At 58.3% G+C, this 14,586-nt stretch carries 15 protein-coding genes; 10 read left to right on the top strand and 5 right to left on the bottom strand.

The features are described from left to right. Positions 1 to 11: 11 nt before the first annotated feature. A complete protein-coding gene (locus tag QPM17_RS07875; protein WP_027829941.1) occupies positions 12 to 179 on the bottom strand; it encodes a rubredoxin in 168 nt (55 codons plus the stop codon). A gap of 264 nt (positions 180 to 443) precedes the next feature. On the opposite strand from QPM17_RS07875, the gene QPM17_RS07870 reads away from it, so the two are divergent. The 5 genes from QPM17_RS07870 (at position 444) to phoR (ending at position 4,663) form a co-directional block, all read left to right on the top strand. Beyond that, the gene (locus QPM17_RS07870) at positions 444 to 1,001 is read left to right on the top strand and encodes a hypoxanthine-guanine phosphoribosyltransferase (protein WP_285390105.1); all 558 of its coding nucleotides are present in this window, start codon (positions 444 to 446) and stop codon (positions 999 to 1,001) included. Next, on the top strand, positions 982 to 1,524 hold the full coding sequence (locus QPM17_RS07865) for a chorismate--pyruvate lyase family protein (protein ID WP_285390104.1): 543 nt from the start codon (positions 982 to 984) through the stop codon (positions 1,522 to 1,524). Before QPM17_RS07870 ends, QPM17_RS07865 begins: the two co-directional genes overlap by 20 nt. 82 nt (positions 1,525 to 1,606) lie before the next feature. Further along, complete coding sequence (gene ubiA / locus QPM17_RS07860; protein WP_285390103.1) at positions 1,607 to 2,494, top strand: 4-hydroxybenzoate octaprenyltransferase; 888 nt, start codon at positions 1,607 to 1,609, stop codon at positions 2,492 to 2,494. A 101-nt stretch (positions 2,495 to 2,595) separates the two neighbouring features. Beyond that, positions 2,596 to 3,288: a phosphate regulon transcriptional regulator PhoB gene (phoB, locus tag QPM17_RS07855; protein ID WP_285390102.1), complete on the top strand. Its 693-nt coding sequence runs from the start codon at positions 2,596 to 2,598 to the stop codon at positions 3,286 to 3,288. Between the two features lie 58 nt (positions 3,289 to 3,346). Continuing rightward, positions 3,347 to 4,663, top strand: a complete 1,317-nt coding sequence (gene phoR, locus QPM17_RS07850; RefSeq protein ID WP_285390101.1) for a phosphate regulon sensor histidine kinase PhoR — start codon at positions 3,347 to 3,349, stop codon at positions 4,661 to 4,663. A 21-nt stretch (positions 4,664 to 4,684) separates the two neighbouring features. On the opposite strand, the gene QPM17_RS07845 is transcribed toward phoR, so the two are convergent. Continuing rightward, positions 4,685 to 5,536 (bottom strand): response regulator, encoded by an 852-nt coding sequence (locus tag QPM17_RS07845; protein WP_285390100.1) that lies wholly within the window; start codon positions 5,534 to 5,536, stop codon positions 4,685 to 4,687. 304 nt (positions 5,537 to 5,840) lie between these two features. Here QPM17_RS07845 and QPM17_RS07840 point away from each other — a divergent pair, with 304 nt between their 5' ends. From QPM17_RS07840 to QPM17_RS07830, 3 genes are all read left to right on the top strand, one after another. Then, on the top strand, positions 5,841 to 6,992 hold the full coding sequence (locus tag QPM17_RS07840) for a lytic murein transglycosylase (protein WP_285390357.1): 1,152 nt from the start codon (positions 5,841 to 5,843) through the stop codon (positions 6,990 to 6,992). Positions 6,993 to 7,071: 79 nt separating this feature from the next. After that, a complete protein-coding gene (locus QPM17_RS07835; RefSeq protein ID WP_285390099.1) occupies positions 7,072 to 8,103 on the top strand; it encodes a metal-dependent hydrolase in 1,032 nt (343 codons plus the stop codon). 2 nt (positions 8,104 to 8,105) lie between these two features. Continuing rightward, positions 8,106 to 8,798 carry a pseudouridine synthase gene (locus QPM17_RS07830; RefSeq protein WP_285390098.1) on the top strand — a complete coding sequence of 231 codons (693 nt, stop codon included), beginning with the start codon at positions 8,106 to 8,108 and terminating at the stop codon, positions 8,796 to 8,798. Here the strand turns inward: QPM17_RS07830 and QPM17_RS07825 are convergent, their stop codons facing one another. Together QPM17_RS07825 and pbpG are read right to left on the bottom strand one after the other, a co-directional pair. Then, the gene (locus tag QPM17_RS07825) at positions 8,799 to 9,281 is read right to left on the bottom strand and encodes an asparaginase domain-containing protein (RefSeq protein ID WP_285390097.1); all 483 of its coding nucleotides are present in this window, start codon (positions 9,279 to 9,281) and stop codon (positions 8,799 to 8,801) included. 27 nt (positions 9,282 to 9,308) lie between these two features. Further along, a complete protein-coding gene (gene pbpG, locus QPM17_RS07820) occupies positions 9,309 to 10,238 on the bottom strand; it encodes a D-alanyl-D-alanine endopeptidase (protein WP_285390096.1) in 930 nt (309 codons plus the stop codon). A 303-nt stretch (positions 10,239 to 10,541) separates the two neighbouring features. Here pbpG and QPM17_RS07815 point away from each other — a divergent pair, with 303 nt between their 5' ends. Next, positions 10,542 to 12,173, top strand: coding sequence for a bifunctional diguanylate cyclase/phosphodiesterase (locus QPM17_RS07815; protein ID WP_285390095.1), 1,632 nt, complete (start codon positions 10,542 to 10,544; stop codon positions 12,171 to 12,173). Positions 12,174 to 12,178: 5 nt separating this feature from the next. Here QPM17_RS07815 and ilvD read toward each other — a convergent pair whose 3' ends face one another. Further along, positions 12,179 to 13,855 (bottom strand): dihydroxy-acid dehydratase, encoded by a 1,677-nt coding sequence (gene ilvD / locus QPM17_RS07810; RefSeq protein ID WP_285390094.1) that lies wholly within the window; start codon positions 13,853 to 13,855, stop codon positions 12,179 to 12,181. 213 nt (positions 13,856 to 14,068) lie between these two features. Here ilvD and QPM17_RS07805 point away from each other — a divergent pair, with 213 nt between their 5' ends. Continuing rightward, positions 14,069 to 14,467 carry a glutaredoxin family protein gene (locus QPM17_RS07805; protein ID WP_285390093.1) on the top strand — a complete coding sequence of 133 codons (399 nt, stop codon included), beginning with the start codon at positions 14,069 to 14,071 and terminating at the stop codon, positions 14,465 to 14,467. The last annotated feature ends 119 nt before the right edge of the window (positions 14,468 to 14,586 follow it).

Raw genomic sequence — 14,586 nt, 5'->3', positions numbered from 1 at the left:
TACCGGTGTTACTAGCCGATCTCGATCATCTCAAAGTCTTCCTTGCCCACGCCGCAGTCGGGGCACTCCCAGTCGTCAGGTACATCTTCCCAGGCTGTTCCCGGCTCGATACCGTCGTCCGGCCAGCCTTCTGCTTCATCATAGATAAATCCACACACAACACATTGCCACTTCTTCATGCCATTCCTCCAAACTCATCAGGGCGCGATAATAATTGTCAGACAATCGTGCACGCAAGTCTTTCTTCAATAATTCAGGCGCTGATCTAACGGAGCGACCATCATACCCATCACTGCAACATTGACCAATGCCAGTACCGACGGGGGATTGGCAGGTTTTGTGCCAATAGCCATAAATACCGACCCGCCCCGGCCCGAACGCCCCCTCCCTTCGGCGCCCCTCCTCCGGTATAATGCCCCGTTTTACAACAGGACCCGACCTTTATGACCGATACCGTCGCCGAACTGAACCAGGTCATGGCCGAAGCCGACTGCCTGGTGAGCGAACAGCAGGTGCAGGCCGCCGTTCAGTCCCTCGCGGACGATATCAGCGAGCGCCTGAAAGACACCAACCCTCTGCTGTTCTGCGTGATGAACGGTGGCCTGATTCTCACAGGGCAACTGTTGCCACGGCTGAAGTTCCCGGTCCAGGCGGAGTATCTTCATGCCACCCGCTATCGCCAGGAAACCACCGGCGGCATACTGGAATGGAAACTGCAACCGGAAGCCGACATGAATGGCCGTACTGTGCTTATTGTCGATGACATTCTCGACGAGGGCACAACGCTGTGCGCCATTGCAGACTACTGCCTCGCCCATGGCGCCCGCGAAGTATTGACGGCGGTGCTGGTGGACAAACAGCACGACCGCAAGGCAAGGCCGGGCCTGAAAGCAGACTTCACCGGCCTTGAAGTAGAGGACCGCTTCCTGTTTGGTTACGGCATGGACTACAAAGGCTACTGGCGCAACGCCCCGGGAATTTATGCCGTCAAGGGACTGTAATCCTGTCCGCATCCCCCCAACGGACTGGTACCGCTCTTTTTCAGCAGCCGGGTTGAGAAACCCGCTGGTCCACGGCCCTCTTGGCCACTGGCTGAAACTGGAGGGCTCACTGACCCGCGCACTCCAGCTCCAGTGCCGGGAAGTCTTCCGTGTGGACATCCTCCAGGAAGGCTTTGCCCGCCCCACCCTGGAAGAAGCCCGTACCCTCGACATTCCGCCACGCCAGAACGCCTGGATCCGCGAAGTCTGCCTGAACGGTGACAACACCCCCTGGGTGCTTGCACGCACCATCATCCCCCTGGCGACCCTGGCAGGAAGTGGCCGCCGCCTGCGAAACCTAGGCCGCAGGCCCCTTGGCGCCTACCTGTTCAGCAATCCCGAGTGGCAACGGGGCACATTCGAAACGGGCCTGTGCCATCGCAGTTGCAGCGCCCAGCCCCTGGCGGCACGTCGGTCCCGATTCTTCAGCGGAAACCGTTCTCTGCTTGTGGGCGAATACTTTCTGCCCACACTGATTACCTGACCCCAGGCCTTTAACCCCGGCGCCACCGCTGGCTATAATCCCCGGTCAGTTTCCCGAACTTCACCCGACACGGACCAAGCCCATGCCGTCCAACGCCCTACCTGAACACGTCCAGACCCGCCTTACCGATTACGCCCACCTGTTACGTCTGGACCGCCCGATTGGCAGCCTGCTGCTGCTATGGCCCACATACTGGGCGCTGTGGCTCGCTGCTGACGGTTTTCCCGATATCGGCAACTTTATCGTGTTCACACTGGGCGTTTTCCTCATGCGGGCTGCCGGCTGTGCCATCAACGATTTTGCCGACCGCAAGGTGGACCGCCATGTAAAGCGTACCAAAGACCGCCCGCTGACATCGGGCCGGATTGAGCCCTGGGAAGCCGTAGCCCTGTTCGCCGGAATCTGTCTGATCGCTTTTCTGATGGTGGTACTGTTTACCAACACTCTGACGCTCTACCTCTCTTTCGGCGGTGTGATACTCGCCTTTATCTATCCGTTCATGAAACGCTACACGCACCTGCCGCAGCTTTTCCTCGGGGCCGCCTTTTCCTGGGCCATCCCCATGGCCTGGGCTGCCGAGGCCGGCGAGGTTACCCGCATGGCCTGGTTACTGTTTACCGCCAACGTGCTATGGACGGTCGCCTACGACACGCTCTACGCCATGGTCGACCGCGACGATGACATCAGGATTGGCATCAAGTCCACGGCCATTCTTTTTGGCGACGCTGACCGGGCGGTTATTGCAATTCTCCAGGCACTGGTTGTACTGATCCTTATACTGGTGGGCCGTCAGGCCGACCTGGGTGCTTTTTACTACCTTGGGCTCGTTGCCATGGCCTGCCTGTTTGTTTTCCAGCAGCATCTGGCGCGGTACAGGGAGCGGGACGGTTGCTTCAAGGCATTTCTGAATAATAACTGGGCGGGCTTTGCGGTCTTCACCGGTTTGCTGATCGACCTGCTCACGCATTAATCCAACAAATCCGGACACAGGCTGATCCTGTCATATACTTGTAACACTACCCGGTTGTAATGAGGCAGCAACAATTCAAGGACTGACACAGGTTAATGCTCATGACTGGAAAAACTGTCCTGATCGTCGATGACGAGGCACCTATCCGCGAAATGATCGCCGTTGCCCTCGAAATGGCAGACTATGACTACCTCGAAGCAGCGGATGCACGGGAAGCGCATGCCCTGATCGTCGATAAACAGCCGGACCTCATTCTTCTCGACTGGATGCTGCCGGGTACCAGCGGTGTGGAACTGGCCAGACGCCTCAAAAAGGACGAGACCACCGCAGAAATCCCTATCATCATGCTCACCGCAAAAGTTGAAGAAGACAACAAGATCCAGGGTCTGGAAGTGGGCGCGGATGACTACATCACCAAGCCCTTCTCCCCCAGGGAACTGGTGGCCCGGCTCAAGGCGGTGCTACGCCGTACAACTCCACCCGGGGTGGAAACACCTATCGAGGTGGATGGCCTGACACTGGATCCGGTCGGTCACCGGGTGACCACCCGGACCGGAGAGCTGAACATCGGCCCTACCGAGTATCGGCTACTTCAGTTCTTCATGACACACCAGGAACGGGTCTATACTCGGTCTCAACTACTGGACCAGGTGTGGGGCGGGAATGTCTATGTTGAAGAAAGGACAGTCGACGTTCACATACGACGTTTGCGCAAAGCTCTTGGCGACCAATATGATCACCTGATCCAGACAGTACGTGGCACCGGCTACCGGTTTTCTACCAGGGCGGCGTAACCACAACCGGCACCCTCAACCCCCGGAAGGGCCCGGGAACGACTCAGGGGTAGCAGTAATGCAGCACAACTGGTCAAAGTATGTGCGGTGGATCGCCGCATTCCTGATTGCCTGTACGGCGATCGGGCTTTTCTTTGGCGAACCGGTTTACGGACTGACAGCGGGGCTTCTGGCCTACCTCTGGTGGACCCTTGCCCAGGCAAGGCGCCTTTACCAATGGCTGGGCAATCCCGGTAGCAACGATGAAGCCCCCCAGAGCGTCGGCCTTTGGGGCGACATTTTCGACGGACTCCATAAACTGCACCAGAACCACCTTCGGACCCAGGACAGGCTTCGTGCCCAGATCAACCGGGTCCAGGAATCGACCAATGCCATGCGTGACGGCGTCATCATGACTGACTCCCGAGGCGCCATGGAATGGTGGAATGGCTCAGCAGAACATTTGCTCGGTTTTCGCCGCAGCTCGGACCGGGGCCAGTTCATCCACAACCTGATCCGCCACCCGGCCTTCAAGGCCTACTTCGACTCCAGGGACTACCGCGAGCCTCTCGAGCTGAACTCGCCGGCGAGGCCCCATATTCATTTACAGATCCAGATCAGCCTGTTCGGCGATGACGACCGCCTGATTGTGGCCAAAGACGTTACCCGTCTCTACCAGCTGGAACAGATGAGACGTGACTTTGTTGGCAATGTCTCCCACGAAATGAGAACGCCGCTGACTGTCATCAGCGGCTATCTTGAAACCCTGGTGGATAACGCGGATGACCTGCCACCCAAGTGGCGCCGCGCCATAAACACCATGGCCCAGCAGTCCTCCCGCATGGAGGCACTGATTACGGACCTTATCCTGTTGTCAAAAATTGAAACCGGCGAACAGACCATCAGCGATGCGGTCACGGATGTCAGCGCCATGATCCACCAGATCTGCCACGACGCCAAAGCGCTCAGCGGTGACAAGGGCCACGAATTCAGCATCAACATCTCCGAACGCCATCTGCTCACCGGCGACGAGAGTCAGCTTCGAAGCGCGTTTTCCAACCTGATTTTCAATGCAGTGAAATACACCCCGGCGGGGGGGAAGATAACCGTTACCTGGAACACCGACCGCGAGGGCGCGCACCTTTCGGTGAAAGATACCGGGATCGGAATTGACCCGGTTCATATCCCACGACTCACGGAGCGTTTCTACCGCGCTGATCCGAGCCGACACAAGCAAACCGGCGGTACCGGACTGGGACTGGCGATCGTCAAACACGTGCTGCTGAATCATGATGGCCGGTTGGAAATACGCAGCCGTATAGGCGACGGCAGCGAATTCATCTGTCACTTTCCCCGGGAGCGGATCGCCGAAAGGCTTCCTGAAACCGCCTCGTGAGTATTGCTGATAACCCGAAAGTCAGCTGCCAGCACGGAAACGGGCAATAAAGCGGGAAAGGTCTTCCAGCTTATTCGGATCTTCGTCCACAAAACGGATAGTCACGCTGACAAAGTCCGTGTCCTGGCGCTTGTCCACCGCCTGTAACTGGTGAACATATCCATTTAACCGGGCAACCTGTCCTTCTGCCACCTCGATATCCACCACCGCCTGATCAAGGATGCCCGGAAACTGCTGGTCCCGCTTGGCGATCACCCGGACTTCCGTGAGAGTAATATCCTTGACGACGGACCGAAGGGTGCTGTCGGCAAAACGAACCGAGGCGACACTCAGTGTCGGCCGGCCTGCATTAGCGGACGTAGCGGATGATACGCCCGGACGGGCGGGCACCGGTGATGCTGGCTCCCGCTTCTGGGTGAGAAGTGTGGCGGATTCCCTGAATGCATCGGCGGGGCCGCCCATGGTCTTTCCACTGCGGTCCATGGCGTCTTTAAGCCGCCGGCCCATGACCTTGATAATCTTGTTGCTCAGCCCCTCGGGACTGAAGGGCTTGCCCAGGTACTCGGATACCCCGCCCTGGACCGCCTCAACCACATGATCCTTGTCACCACGACTGGTGATCATGATGAACGGCACTTTCTCGTACTGGGGCTGCTGCCGCATCCAGCGTAACAATTCCAGCCCGGACATCTCCGGCATTTCCCAGTCGCACAGAATCAGATCGAACACCGTGCGCGACATCAGCGACTGGGCCCTGCGCCCGTTCTGGGCATCGGTGGTTTCGATCACCGGGAAACGCTGACGCACTGTTCGTTTAACCAGATCCCTAACAAAACTGGCGTCATCCACCACCAGCGCCTTCAGCGTTGCCATGATTCGGACCTTTTCATTCAGAAATTTGTCATTTTCAGCCCCAAACTATAGAACAAGCTGTACGCCGGGAATAGCCGCGCTACAAAAAGACGACAGATGCATGGCAACAGGAAACCCCAGGTTAAAGAATTGTCACCGAAAGCGGTCAACAACGGTATTTAAGGACAGTAAAAACAGGCTACCATGAGCCTGAAACATCCACTCCAGACCGAGGTTCAGCGTGCCCACCATATTCACAGGGACTTATGCCGGCAAACGGACAATTCGCCATCTTTCACTTGCGGGACTGTTCGCACTGGGATCCATGCCCGGACTGTCCCACAGCGATGCGCTGGAAGAATTCCCCCAGTGTATTGAACGGCTGGAAAGCCAGGCGATTGGTGCCGGGGTATCGTCTCAGACCGCCAGGGAGGTACTGGCCAGCGCGGAATATCTGGAGCGGGTCATCGAGCTTGACCGACGCCAACCGGAATTCACCACCACGTTCGCCGACTACCTCAACCGCAGGGTCAACGACCAGCGGGTCAGCAAGGGGCGGGAGCTGCTGCAGCAACACGATGAACTGCTCGACCGTGTTACTCACGAAACCGGCGTTCCGGCCCCCTATCTGGTCGCCTTCTGGGGCCTGGAGACCAACTTTGGTGCCTACTTTGGCAAGATGCCGGTACCGAGCTCCCTCGCAACCCTGGCATGTGACCAGCGCCGTAGTGAGTTCTTCACCGAGCAGCTGATTGCGGCACTGCGGATCATTGACGAGGGCGCGATACCCGCCGAACAGATGGAAGGCTCATGGGCCGGTGCCATGGGGCATGTCCAGTTCATGCCCACTGTCTTCCTGCGCCATGCCGTGGATGGTGACGGCGACGGCAAACGGGACCTGTGGAACAGTTTACCGGACGCCATGATGTCTGCCGGTCACTTTCTCCAGGATCTGGGCTGGGACGAAGACTACCGCTGGGGCCGGGAGGTCTTGTTGCCAGACAACTTTGACTATGAACTGGCAGATGGTCGCAAGCTGACGCTGGAGGAGTGGCGGGAACTGGGTGTCACTGACGCCTTTGGCAACGCCCTGGCCAATGAGCCTATCAAGGCCTCTCTCGTGGTTCCCTCCGGCCATCGCGGACCGGCCTTTCTGGCCTACCGGAATTTCAACGTGATCATGGGCTGGAACCGCTCTGAGTTCTATGCCATTGCTGTAGGACACCTGGCAGACAGGATTGCTGGCGCCGGCAAACTTCAGAACCCGCCACCAGAAGATCTGCCGGCATTGTCCCGGGACAACATACTGGCTATTCAGAAGGCGCTGAACGAGGAGGGCTTCGACACGGGAACGCCCGACGGCATCATGGGCCCCAAAACCCGCGACGCCATCCGGAGCTATCAGTCGGCCAATAATCTGGTGGCCGATGGCTATCCGGGCGACGCGGTTCTCGAATCCCTTGGCATAACACTCTGAGGAGTGCCCTATACCGTGATCCAGAAATCGATTCCGCGCATAATAACTGTCGGACTCCACTGACAAGGCCTTACCCTCCATGGACTCGATTACCCAGGCCGCACTGGGCGCCTCGCTGGCTGGCGCCGTTGCCGGAAAAACCCTTGGTCGCTCGGCGCTGCTGATCGGTGCAGCGTTGGGCACGCTGCCGGATCTGGATGTGGTGATCGACTATGGCACCGCTGTGGCCAACTTTACCCAGCACCGGGGCTTCAGCCACTCCCTGTTCATCCTGTTTCCGCTGTCGCTTTTTCTGGCCTATGCCCTGCACCGATGGCGGCCGCTGCTGAGTTACCGGCGCTGGCTTGCAGTCACGGCCCTGATATTACTGACCCACCCCCTTCTGGATGCCTTTACCACCTACGGCACCCAGTTGTTCTGGCCTTTTGGCCCGCCGGTTGCCATCAACAGCATCTTTATTATCGATCCGCTTTATACGTTGCCGCTGCTCGCCGGGATACTGGCCTTCCTGCTCCGTGGACCGCAGACCAGAACCGTCACAGTCGGCCTGGCATTATCAACGCTGTATCTTGGCTGGAGCGTCACTGCCCAGCAGATCATATCAGACCGCGTCGAGCCGGCTCTGGCAAAGGAAAGTCTTCAGGAGGCCCCCAGGATGGTCCAGCCCATGCCCTTCAATACCCTGTTGTGGCGGGTCACCGTAATGGGTGAAAACCGGCGGGTGGAAATCGTCACCGGGTTTCTGGATGGAGACGGGCCGATCACCCTGGAAAACTTTCCCCGCGACCCCGAGCTGGCAAAAGCCGCAGCATCTCTCGAAGAGGGCCGCCGCCTGGAATGGTTTACGGATGGCTTCCTGCATTACGAAAGAGCCAACGGCAAGCTGACGGCCACCGATATCCGGCTCGGTATTCCCGGGGCGCATCCGTTTACCTTTGTTCTGGCCCGGGACAATGGCGAGGGGCTTGAGCCCGAGCCCAGTTCCCGCCTGGAGCGCCCGGTTGTTGCCGGTGAGTTGCTGGGCGTATTGTGGGACAGGATGACCGGCTCTGCCGAGGTTTTGTGCCTTGCCAGCCTGTCCCTGCCACCACCGGGAGAAGGCTGTACCTGACCATGCGTCTGGATTATTTCATAGCCAATGCCTCAGCCCTGTCACGCCGGGATGCAAAGAGGGCGATCAGTGCGGGCCTGGTGCAGGTAGACGGTCAGGTCTGCCGCAAGGCCGGCTCACCGGTAGCGCCCGAATCCGCAATAACTCTTGACGGGCAGCCCCTGGCGCTGCCGGGCGACCGCTACCTGATGCTGCACAAACCCGAAGGCGTCATCAGCGCCACCACGGACAGCCAGCAACCAACCGCCCTGGACCTGCTGCCTGCTGACGTAAGGCCGGGATTGCATATCGCCGGGCGCCTGGACGCAGACACCACCGGCCTGCTGCTTTTGACAACAGATGGCCAGTGGTCCCACAGAATCACTTCGCCCCGGGTGAATTGCCCCAAAACCTATCGTGCCACTCTCAGCGAGCCCATCAGTTCCGGGGCCATTGCCCTGCTCGAAAAGGGCGTGACACTCCGCAATGAGTCCAGGCCGACCTCTCCGGCAAGAGTGGAAAGGCTGGAGGACCGGCTGATCGACCTGACCATTTCGGAAGGGCGCTATCATCAGGTCCGACGGATGCTGGCTGCGGTGGGTAATCATGTGGAGGGTCTGCATCGATGGCGGATTGGCGCCGTCACCCTTGACCCGGATCTGTCCCCCGGGCAGTACCGTGAACTGACTGCCGCGGAAGTGGAGCGTCTGGCCTGATCAGGAGGTTCGCTCGAACCGCTGCGCCTTCAGGTTCTTGCGAACGGAGCCGACCTCGAAGACCTCTCCGTTCATGGCAATATAGACACCATGGGGTAACAGCCTGAGCGCGGCCCAGGCAAAGCCGATATTGAAAATCGCGTCACTGCGGCGCATACGGGCCGGCTGCATTGCTCCGGTGAGCACAATGGTCTTGCCGGTGACCGACAACAGTGATCTTCCGGTTTCCACCATGGTGTCTGTGCCGTGGGTGATGAGAACACGCTCGGCGGCACAACGGCTGACCGCGGCTCTGACCGCCTCACGGTCCTCATCTGTCATTTCCAGGCTGTCCTTGCGCATCAGGCCAGTGATGGAAAACCCATCGCGGATATTGGATTCCGCGAGCAGTTCTCCCATCAGGCTGTCCCCGACTTCAAACTCACTGTTGGCGTCAAAGTACACCTTGTCGATGGTACCGCCGGTTGTGAATACTTCGATCATTGCCCGTGAGTCCTGATAGGTTCGATGTCAGTTCACACTGACAGAGGTACTGTCGGAAGAGGCATAGGCTGCGTTCTTTTTGCGTTCGTACGCCTTCGCCGCAGCTGCGACACTGCCGCCAGCCCCGGTGGTCAGCCAGCGCTTTATCCGGCCCGCATCCCCCATGGGTGACCGGGTGCCCAGTGAGTCCAGCAGCACGGTGACCACGGGCCTGCCATCAATCTCGGCAAGCATGACCAGGCAGCGCCCCGCCTCAGAGAGGTAGCCGGTTTTGCTGACACCCACGCCCCAGCTGTCACGGTGAACAAGAGCATTGGTGTTTCCGAATGCAAGCCGGTAACGGGGCTGCCGGAAACGCCCTGTGAAGTATCGGGTGGTGGAGTATTCCCGAATCTGGGGGTATTCGCTTGCAGCCCTGACGAGGCGTACAAGATCTGCTGCTGTGGAACGATTCTCCGCGGACAGCCCCGTAGGATCCACAAATGTGGTATTTGTCATGCCCAGTTCACGGGCCTGGACATTCATTGCCTCGACAAAAGCGTTGTAGCCCCCGGGATGATGACGGGCCAGGGTGTAGGCCGCAAAGTTCTCCGATGACATCAATGCGATCCGCAGTACATCGGCCCGCCTCAGCTCGGATCTTACCCGAATACGGGTATAAGCATTGGCCGGGGCCGGAATATGGCGCTCCCTGAATTCAAGCCATTCCGTCAGCGGCTCTCCGGACTTCATGACCACCAGCGCTGTCATCAGTTTGGTAATTGAGGCTATAGGAACAGGACGGTCAGCATTCTTGTCATAGAGCAGCTCATCTGCGTCTGCGTAAGCCACGGCTGCGTTGACCGAAGCCAGTTGCAATTCTGTCCTGTTCAGCTCCGCCTTTTCTATCGCACTGGCGGAGGACACCTGCACAAACAAGAGCACCGTCCATGCCAGAAAACCAGCCGATCGGATCATTTTTTGAACCCTTTTTGTATTTACCCGCAAACGCTTGCCATACCAACTCAGGTTACAACTATACCAGCCAAAATGCCCGCTGACTCCCGCGCCCGGCGCGAAAAGCGTTACCGGTTTGTCAGTTAAACACATACCACCTCTCCGTCTCCGGGTTGGGCAGAACCGCGACTACCGTTTAAAACGGCAAATGCAAAACTTTTTAAAATCCCGTAAAATTACTTAAAAATCATATTGTTACATGATATTTCACTAAGTAATCAATTTGTAACAGACATGCTGGCAAGCAGGCAGGACGCAGACCGAATGGATTCCCACACAACGCCGTCAACGAAAACTCCTCTCCAGAAAATCGCCAGCCTGCGTGTGGTCAGGGCGTTCTGTCGATGGTTACCGGTGACCCTGATCCTGTTTGCCATTGCCTACGGATTAATACTCGCCTCCCTGTTGCCACACGCCCTCCATAGCCATGCCCTGGAAACCAGTCAGGAGCAGGTATGGAAAGTTCTGATCGCCGGCATCCTGGTATTCGCGTTGTTAATGAACCTTGCCGGGGGCAGCTATATCCTCCTGGTCGTCAGACCACAGGAACGCCGCAGGCGACGGAACGCTGACAAACAGGTCCGTCAGGAACAACAGGTACGATCACAGATCGAGCAGGACTACGACCGCCTGCTGAAAACCCACCGCGTCACTGGCAAGCCAAACCGGGCCATACTCGAGGAAACCCTGGACAGCATCGACACCAGCCAGAGCCCCTATACCCTTTGCATGATCCGGCTCAGCCGGTTCAACGAGATTGAACAGGCATTGGGGTATCGCGCAGCCGAGGAACTGCTCAAGAGTTACCTTCGCGGACTGAACAGTTATCTCAAACGTCGCACAGGCGATCGCCTGGTAAACATCAACGGCTATGGACTGGCCACGGTGGACACCGTCAACCACGCATTTGCACTGTATCGTGAAGACCGTAATGACCAGGCTTCTGATCTGCTTGATGAGATCCGCAGCTGGTTGGCCAATAACTTTCGTGAAGGCCGTTTTTCCTTCTCATGGGGGCCCTCACTGGGTATCGCCCACGCCCCTGAACACGGAGCAGATGCCGCCGGGATTCTCTCCTCAGCCGGCGTGGCGTCCCTGGACAAGGGGCAGCTACTCACCGTGTACGATCCGTCTATCGCCGAGAGGCAGTATCGCCAGCAGATTCTGATACTCGATGTGGAAGAGGGGCTTGCCAGCAACGCCATGTGGCTGGAATACCAGCCCAAGGTAAGTATCCGCGACTCGAAGGTCCGTTCTGTGGAGGCCCTCATCCGCTGGCATCACCCGGAGTTTGGCGCCGTGACCCCGGATCAGTGGATTCCGCTGGCCGAGCAGGTGGGCGTTATTCATCCGGTCTCACTGTGGGTCATCGAACGGGCCTGTAGCGAATTCCGCCACCTGGTTTCCCGCTATGGCAGCGGCCTGTCGGTGGCGGTCAATATCTCGGCTGTGGACCTGACCCATGCTGGTTTCGAGGACGAAATCGTCGACATCATTGCCCGCCATGGTATGCGGACAGAAGACCTGATCCTGGAGATTACGGAAACTGCCATGATGACCGATCCGGAGGCCTCCGGCAGGATCATCCACACCCTGAGCAGAAAGGGCTTCAGGATTGCGCTGGACGATTTCGGGACCGGTCACTCCTCACTGGGCACACTGGCCAGCTTTGACCTGGATGAACTAAAGATCGACCGCAGTTTCCTGAAAGACATCCTCGCCCATCCGACCCGACAACGCATCTTTCGCGCCGCCCTGGAACTGGGTGAGGCACTGGATGTGGACGTGGTGGTCGAGGGCGTGGAAGAACAGGCCGTGGCCTGCTGGTTGCAGCAGTTCCCGGGCCTCTATGGGCAGGGCTATTTCTGGGGCAGACCGGAACCGGCCCGCCCCTGAAACCGTTACGGCTTATCCGTAACCGCGCCTTCCGATGCAGAGCTTACCGTTCGCGCATATTTGGCCAGTACGCCCCGGGTAAACCTCGGAGCCGGCGCTGACCAAGCCTTGCGGCGACGCTCCATCTCTTCTCCAGGGACGTCCAGCTCAATTCTGTTGGCAACGGCATCGATAGTGATGGTGTCACCGTTTTCAACCAGCGCCAATGGCCCGCCTTCAGCGGCTTCCGGCGTAATATGGCCAACCACGAAACCATGGCTGCCACCAGAGAAACGCCCGTCAGTAATCAACGCCACATCGTTACCCAGGCCTTTACCCATGATGGCAGAGGTGGGTGTCAGCATCTCCCGCATTCCCGGGCCACCTTTGGGTCCCTCATACCGGATCACCAGCACATCCCCGGCCACAACGGTGCCGTCCATTATCCGCTCCTGGGCTTCTTCCTCGGAGTGGAAAACCCGGGCCTTGCCGGTAAAGTGGGTACCCTCCTTGCCGGTAATTTTGGCAACCGCCCCGGTAGGTGCCAGGTTACCGTAAAGAATACGCAGGTGACTGTCCGCCTTGATAGGATTATCAAAGGCATGAATGATGTCCTGATTTTCCGGATAGGGCGCCACGTCCCTCAGGTTCTCCGCCAGTGTCTGCCCGGTGACCGTCATGCAGTCGCCATGGAGCATGCCCTTGTCCAGCAGCATCTTCATCAGTGGCTGAATACCACCGATCGCCACCAGTTCTGACATCATGTAATGACCGCTGGGGCGCAGGTCCGCCAGCACGGGCACCCGCTTGCCGATTTCCACAAAATCATCCAGCGACAACTCGACTCCGACGGTACTGGCCATTCCCAGCAGGTGCAGCACAGCGTTGGTGGAACCGCCCAGGGCAATCACCACAGTGATGGCGTTCTCAAAGGCTTTCCGGGTCATGATATCGGAAGGCTTGATATCCCTCTCCAGCAGGTTGAGTACCGCCGCACCCGCTGCGCGACAGTCCGCCGCCTTGGTATCGGAAATGGCGTTCTGTGCAGAGCTGCCTGGCAGGCTCATCCCCATGGCCTCAATGGCCGAGGCCATGGTATTGGCAGTATACATGCCACCACAGGACCCCGGGCCGGGAATCGCGGTTTCCTCAATCTGCTTTACTTCAATCAGGTCCAGGTCACCCCGTGCATGGGCACCCACCGCCTCGAATACCGAGATAATATCAGTATGGTTCTTCCCCGGCATGATGGTGCCGCCGTAGACAAACACTGATGGCCGGTTCAACCGCGCCAGACCCATCATGCAGCCAGGCATATTCTTGTCGCAGCCACCAATGGCCACCAGGCCATCAAACCCCTCGCAAGCGGCCACAGTTTCGATGGAATCTGCGATGACCTCCCGGGATACCAGGGAATACTTCATGCCTTCAGTGCCGTTGGCAATGCCGTCAGACACAGTAATGGTATTGAATGTCAGGCTCTTGCCACCCGCTTCATCCGCGCCTGCGGCGGACTCTTCCGCCAGCTGGTTGATGTGCATGTTGCATGGAGTGAGATTACTCCAGGTGGAGGCAATGCCGATCTGGGGTTTGCGGAAATCCTCGTCTGTAAAACCCACTGCCCGTAACATGGCGCGGCTGGCAGACTTGCCCAGGCCATCCACCACCGGGGAGGAATAGCGGCGGCGCTTGTCTTCTGTCATCGCTTGGTTCTCCTGTTAACCGCCAGTAAACCCGGCGCTGTTGCTGTTGTTAGCATGAGATTGGCAGAAACGCCCCATGACAGCAACACACCCCTGTCTCCAGCACCCGCCCGGCCTGGCCCGAATGCTGGCTGAATGATATTGTGGGTGCTCCCGTATTCTGGTGAGGCTCTGTACCGGCCCACCCCCCTTAACCGGAGCTGTATCCCGTCCATGAGACTCGTCATTCGTTATTTTTTCCGCGGTCTTCGCCTGATCCTGACACCGTTCATGTTGCTCAGCGAAAAAATCAGTACCCCCAGAAGCATCAGCCGATCGCCCGAAGAGCAGGCCCGTGTGGACGCTGCCTGCAAAGACCTGGCGCTTTACCAGTTCAGCGCCTGCCCGTTCTGCATCAAGGTCCGCAAGGAAATGGCCCGGCTCGGGCTGAACATTGAAACCCGGGACGCCCAACACAACGATAGCCATCGTGCGGCGCTCGCAGAAGGCGGCGGCCGCATCAAGGTGCCCTGCCTGTTAATTAGTGGGGGCAAAGGTAATGAGCAGTGGCTTTACGAGTCCGAGGACATCAGATCCTGGCTCCGGCAACAGTTTGAGCCTGCCGGCACCTGACACCCTGTCAGCGCTCCGGTGAGCGATCAGTAAAAACAAGATGCAGATCCGACTGATCTGCATCAACGGACTTCCGGGCTTCGACTTCTATAATCGTTTCATCTATTGAAGCTACAGAG

Source organism: Marinobacter azerbaijanicus, from assembly GCF_030250645.1.
Lineage (GTDB): Bacteria > Pseudomonadota > Gammaproteobacteria > Pseudomonadales > Oleiphilaceae > Marinobacter > Marinobacter azerbaijanicus.
Note: the sequence above shows the minus strand (reverse complement) of the source record. Positions and strands in the feature narration are given on the sequence as shown.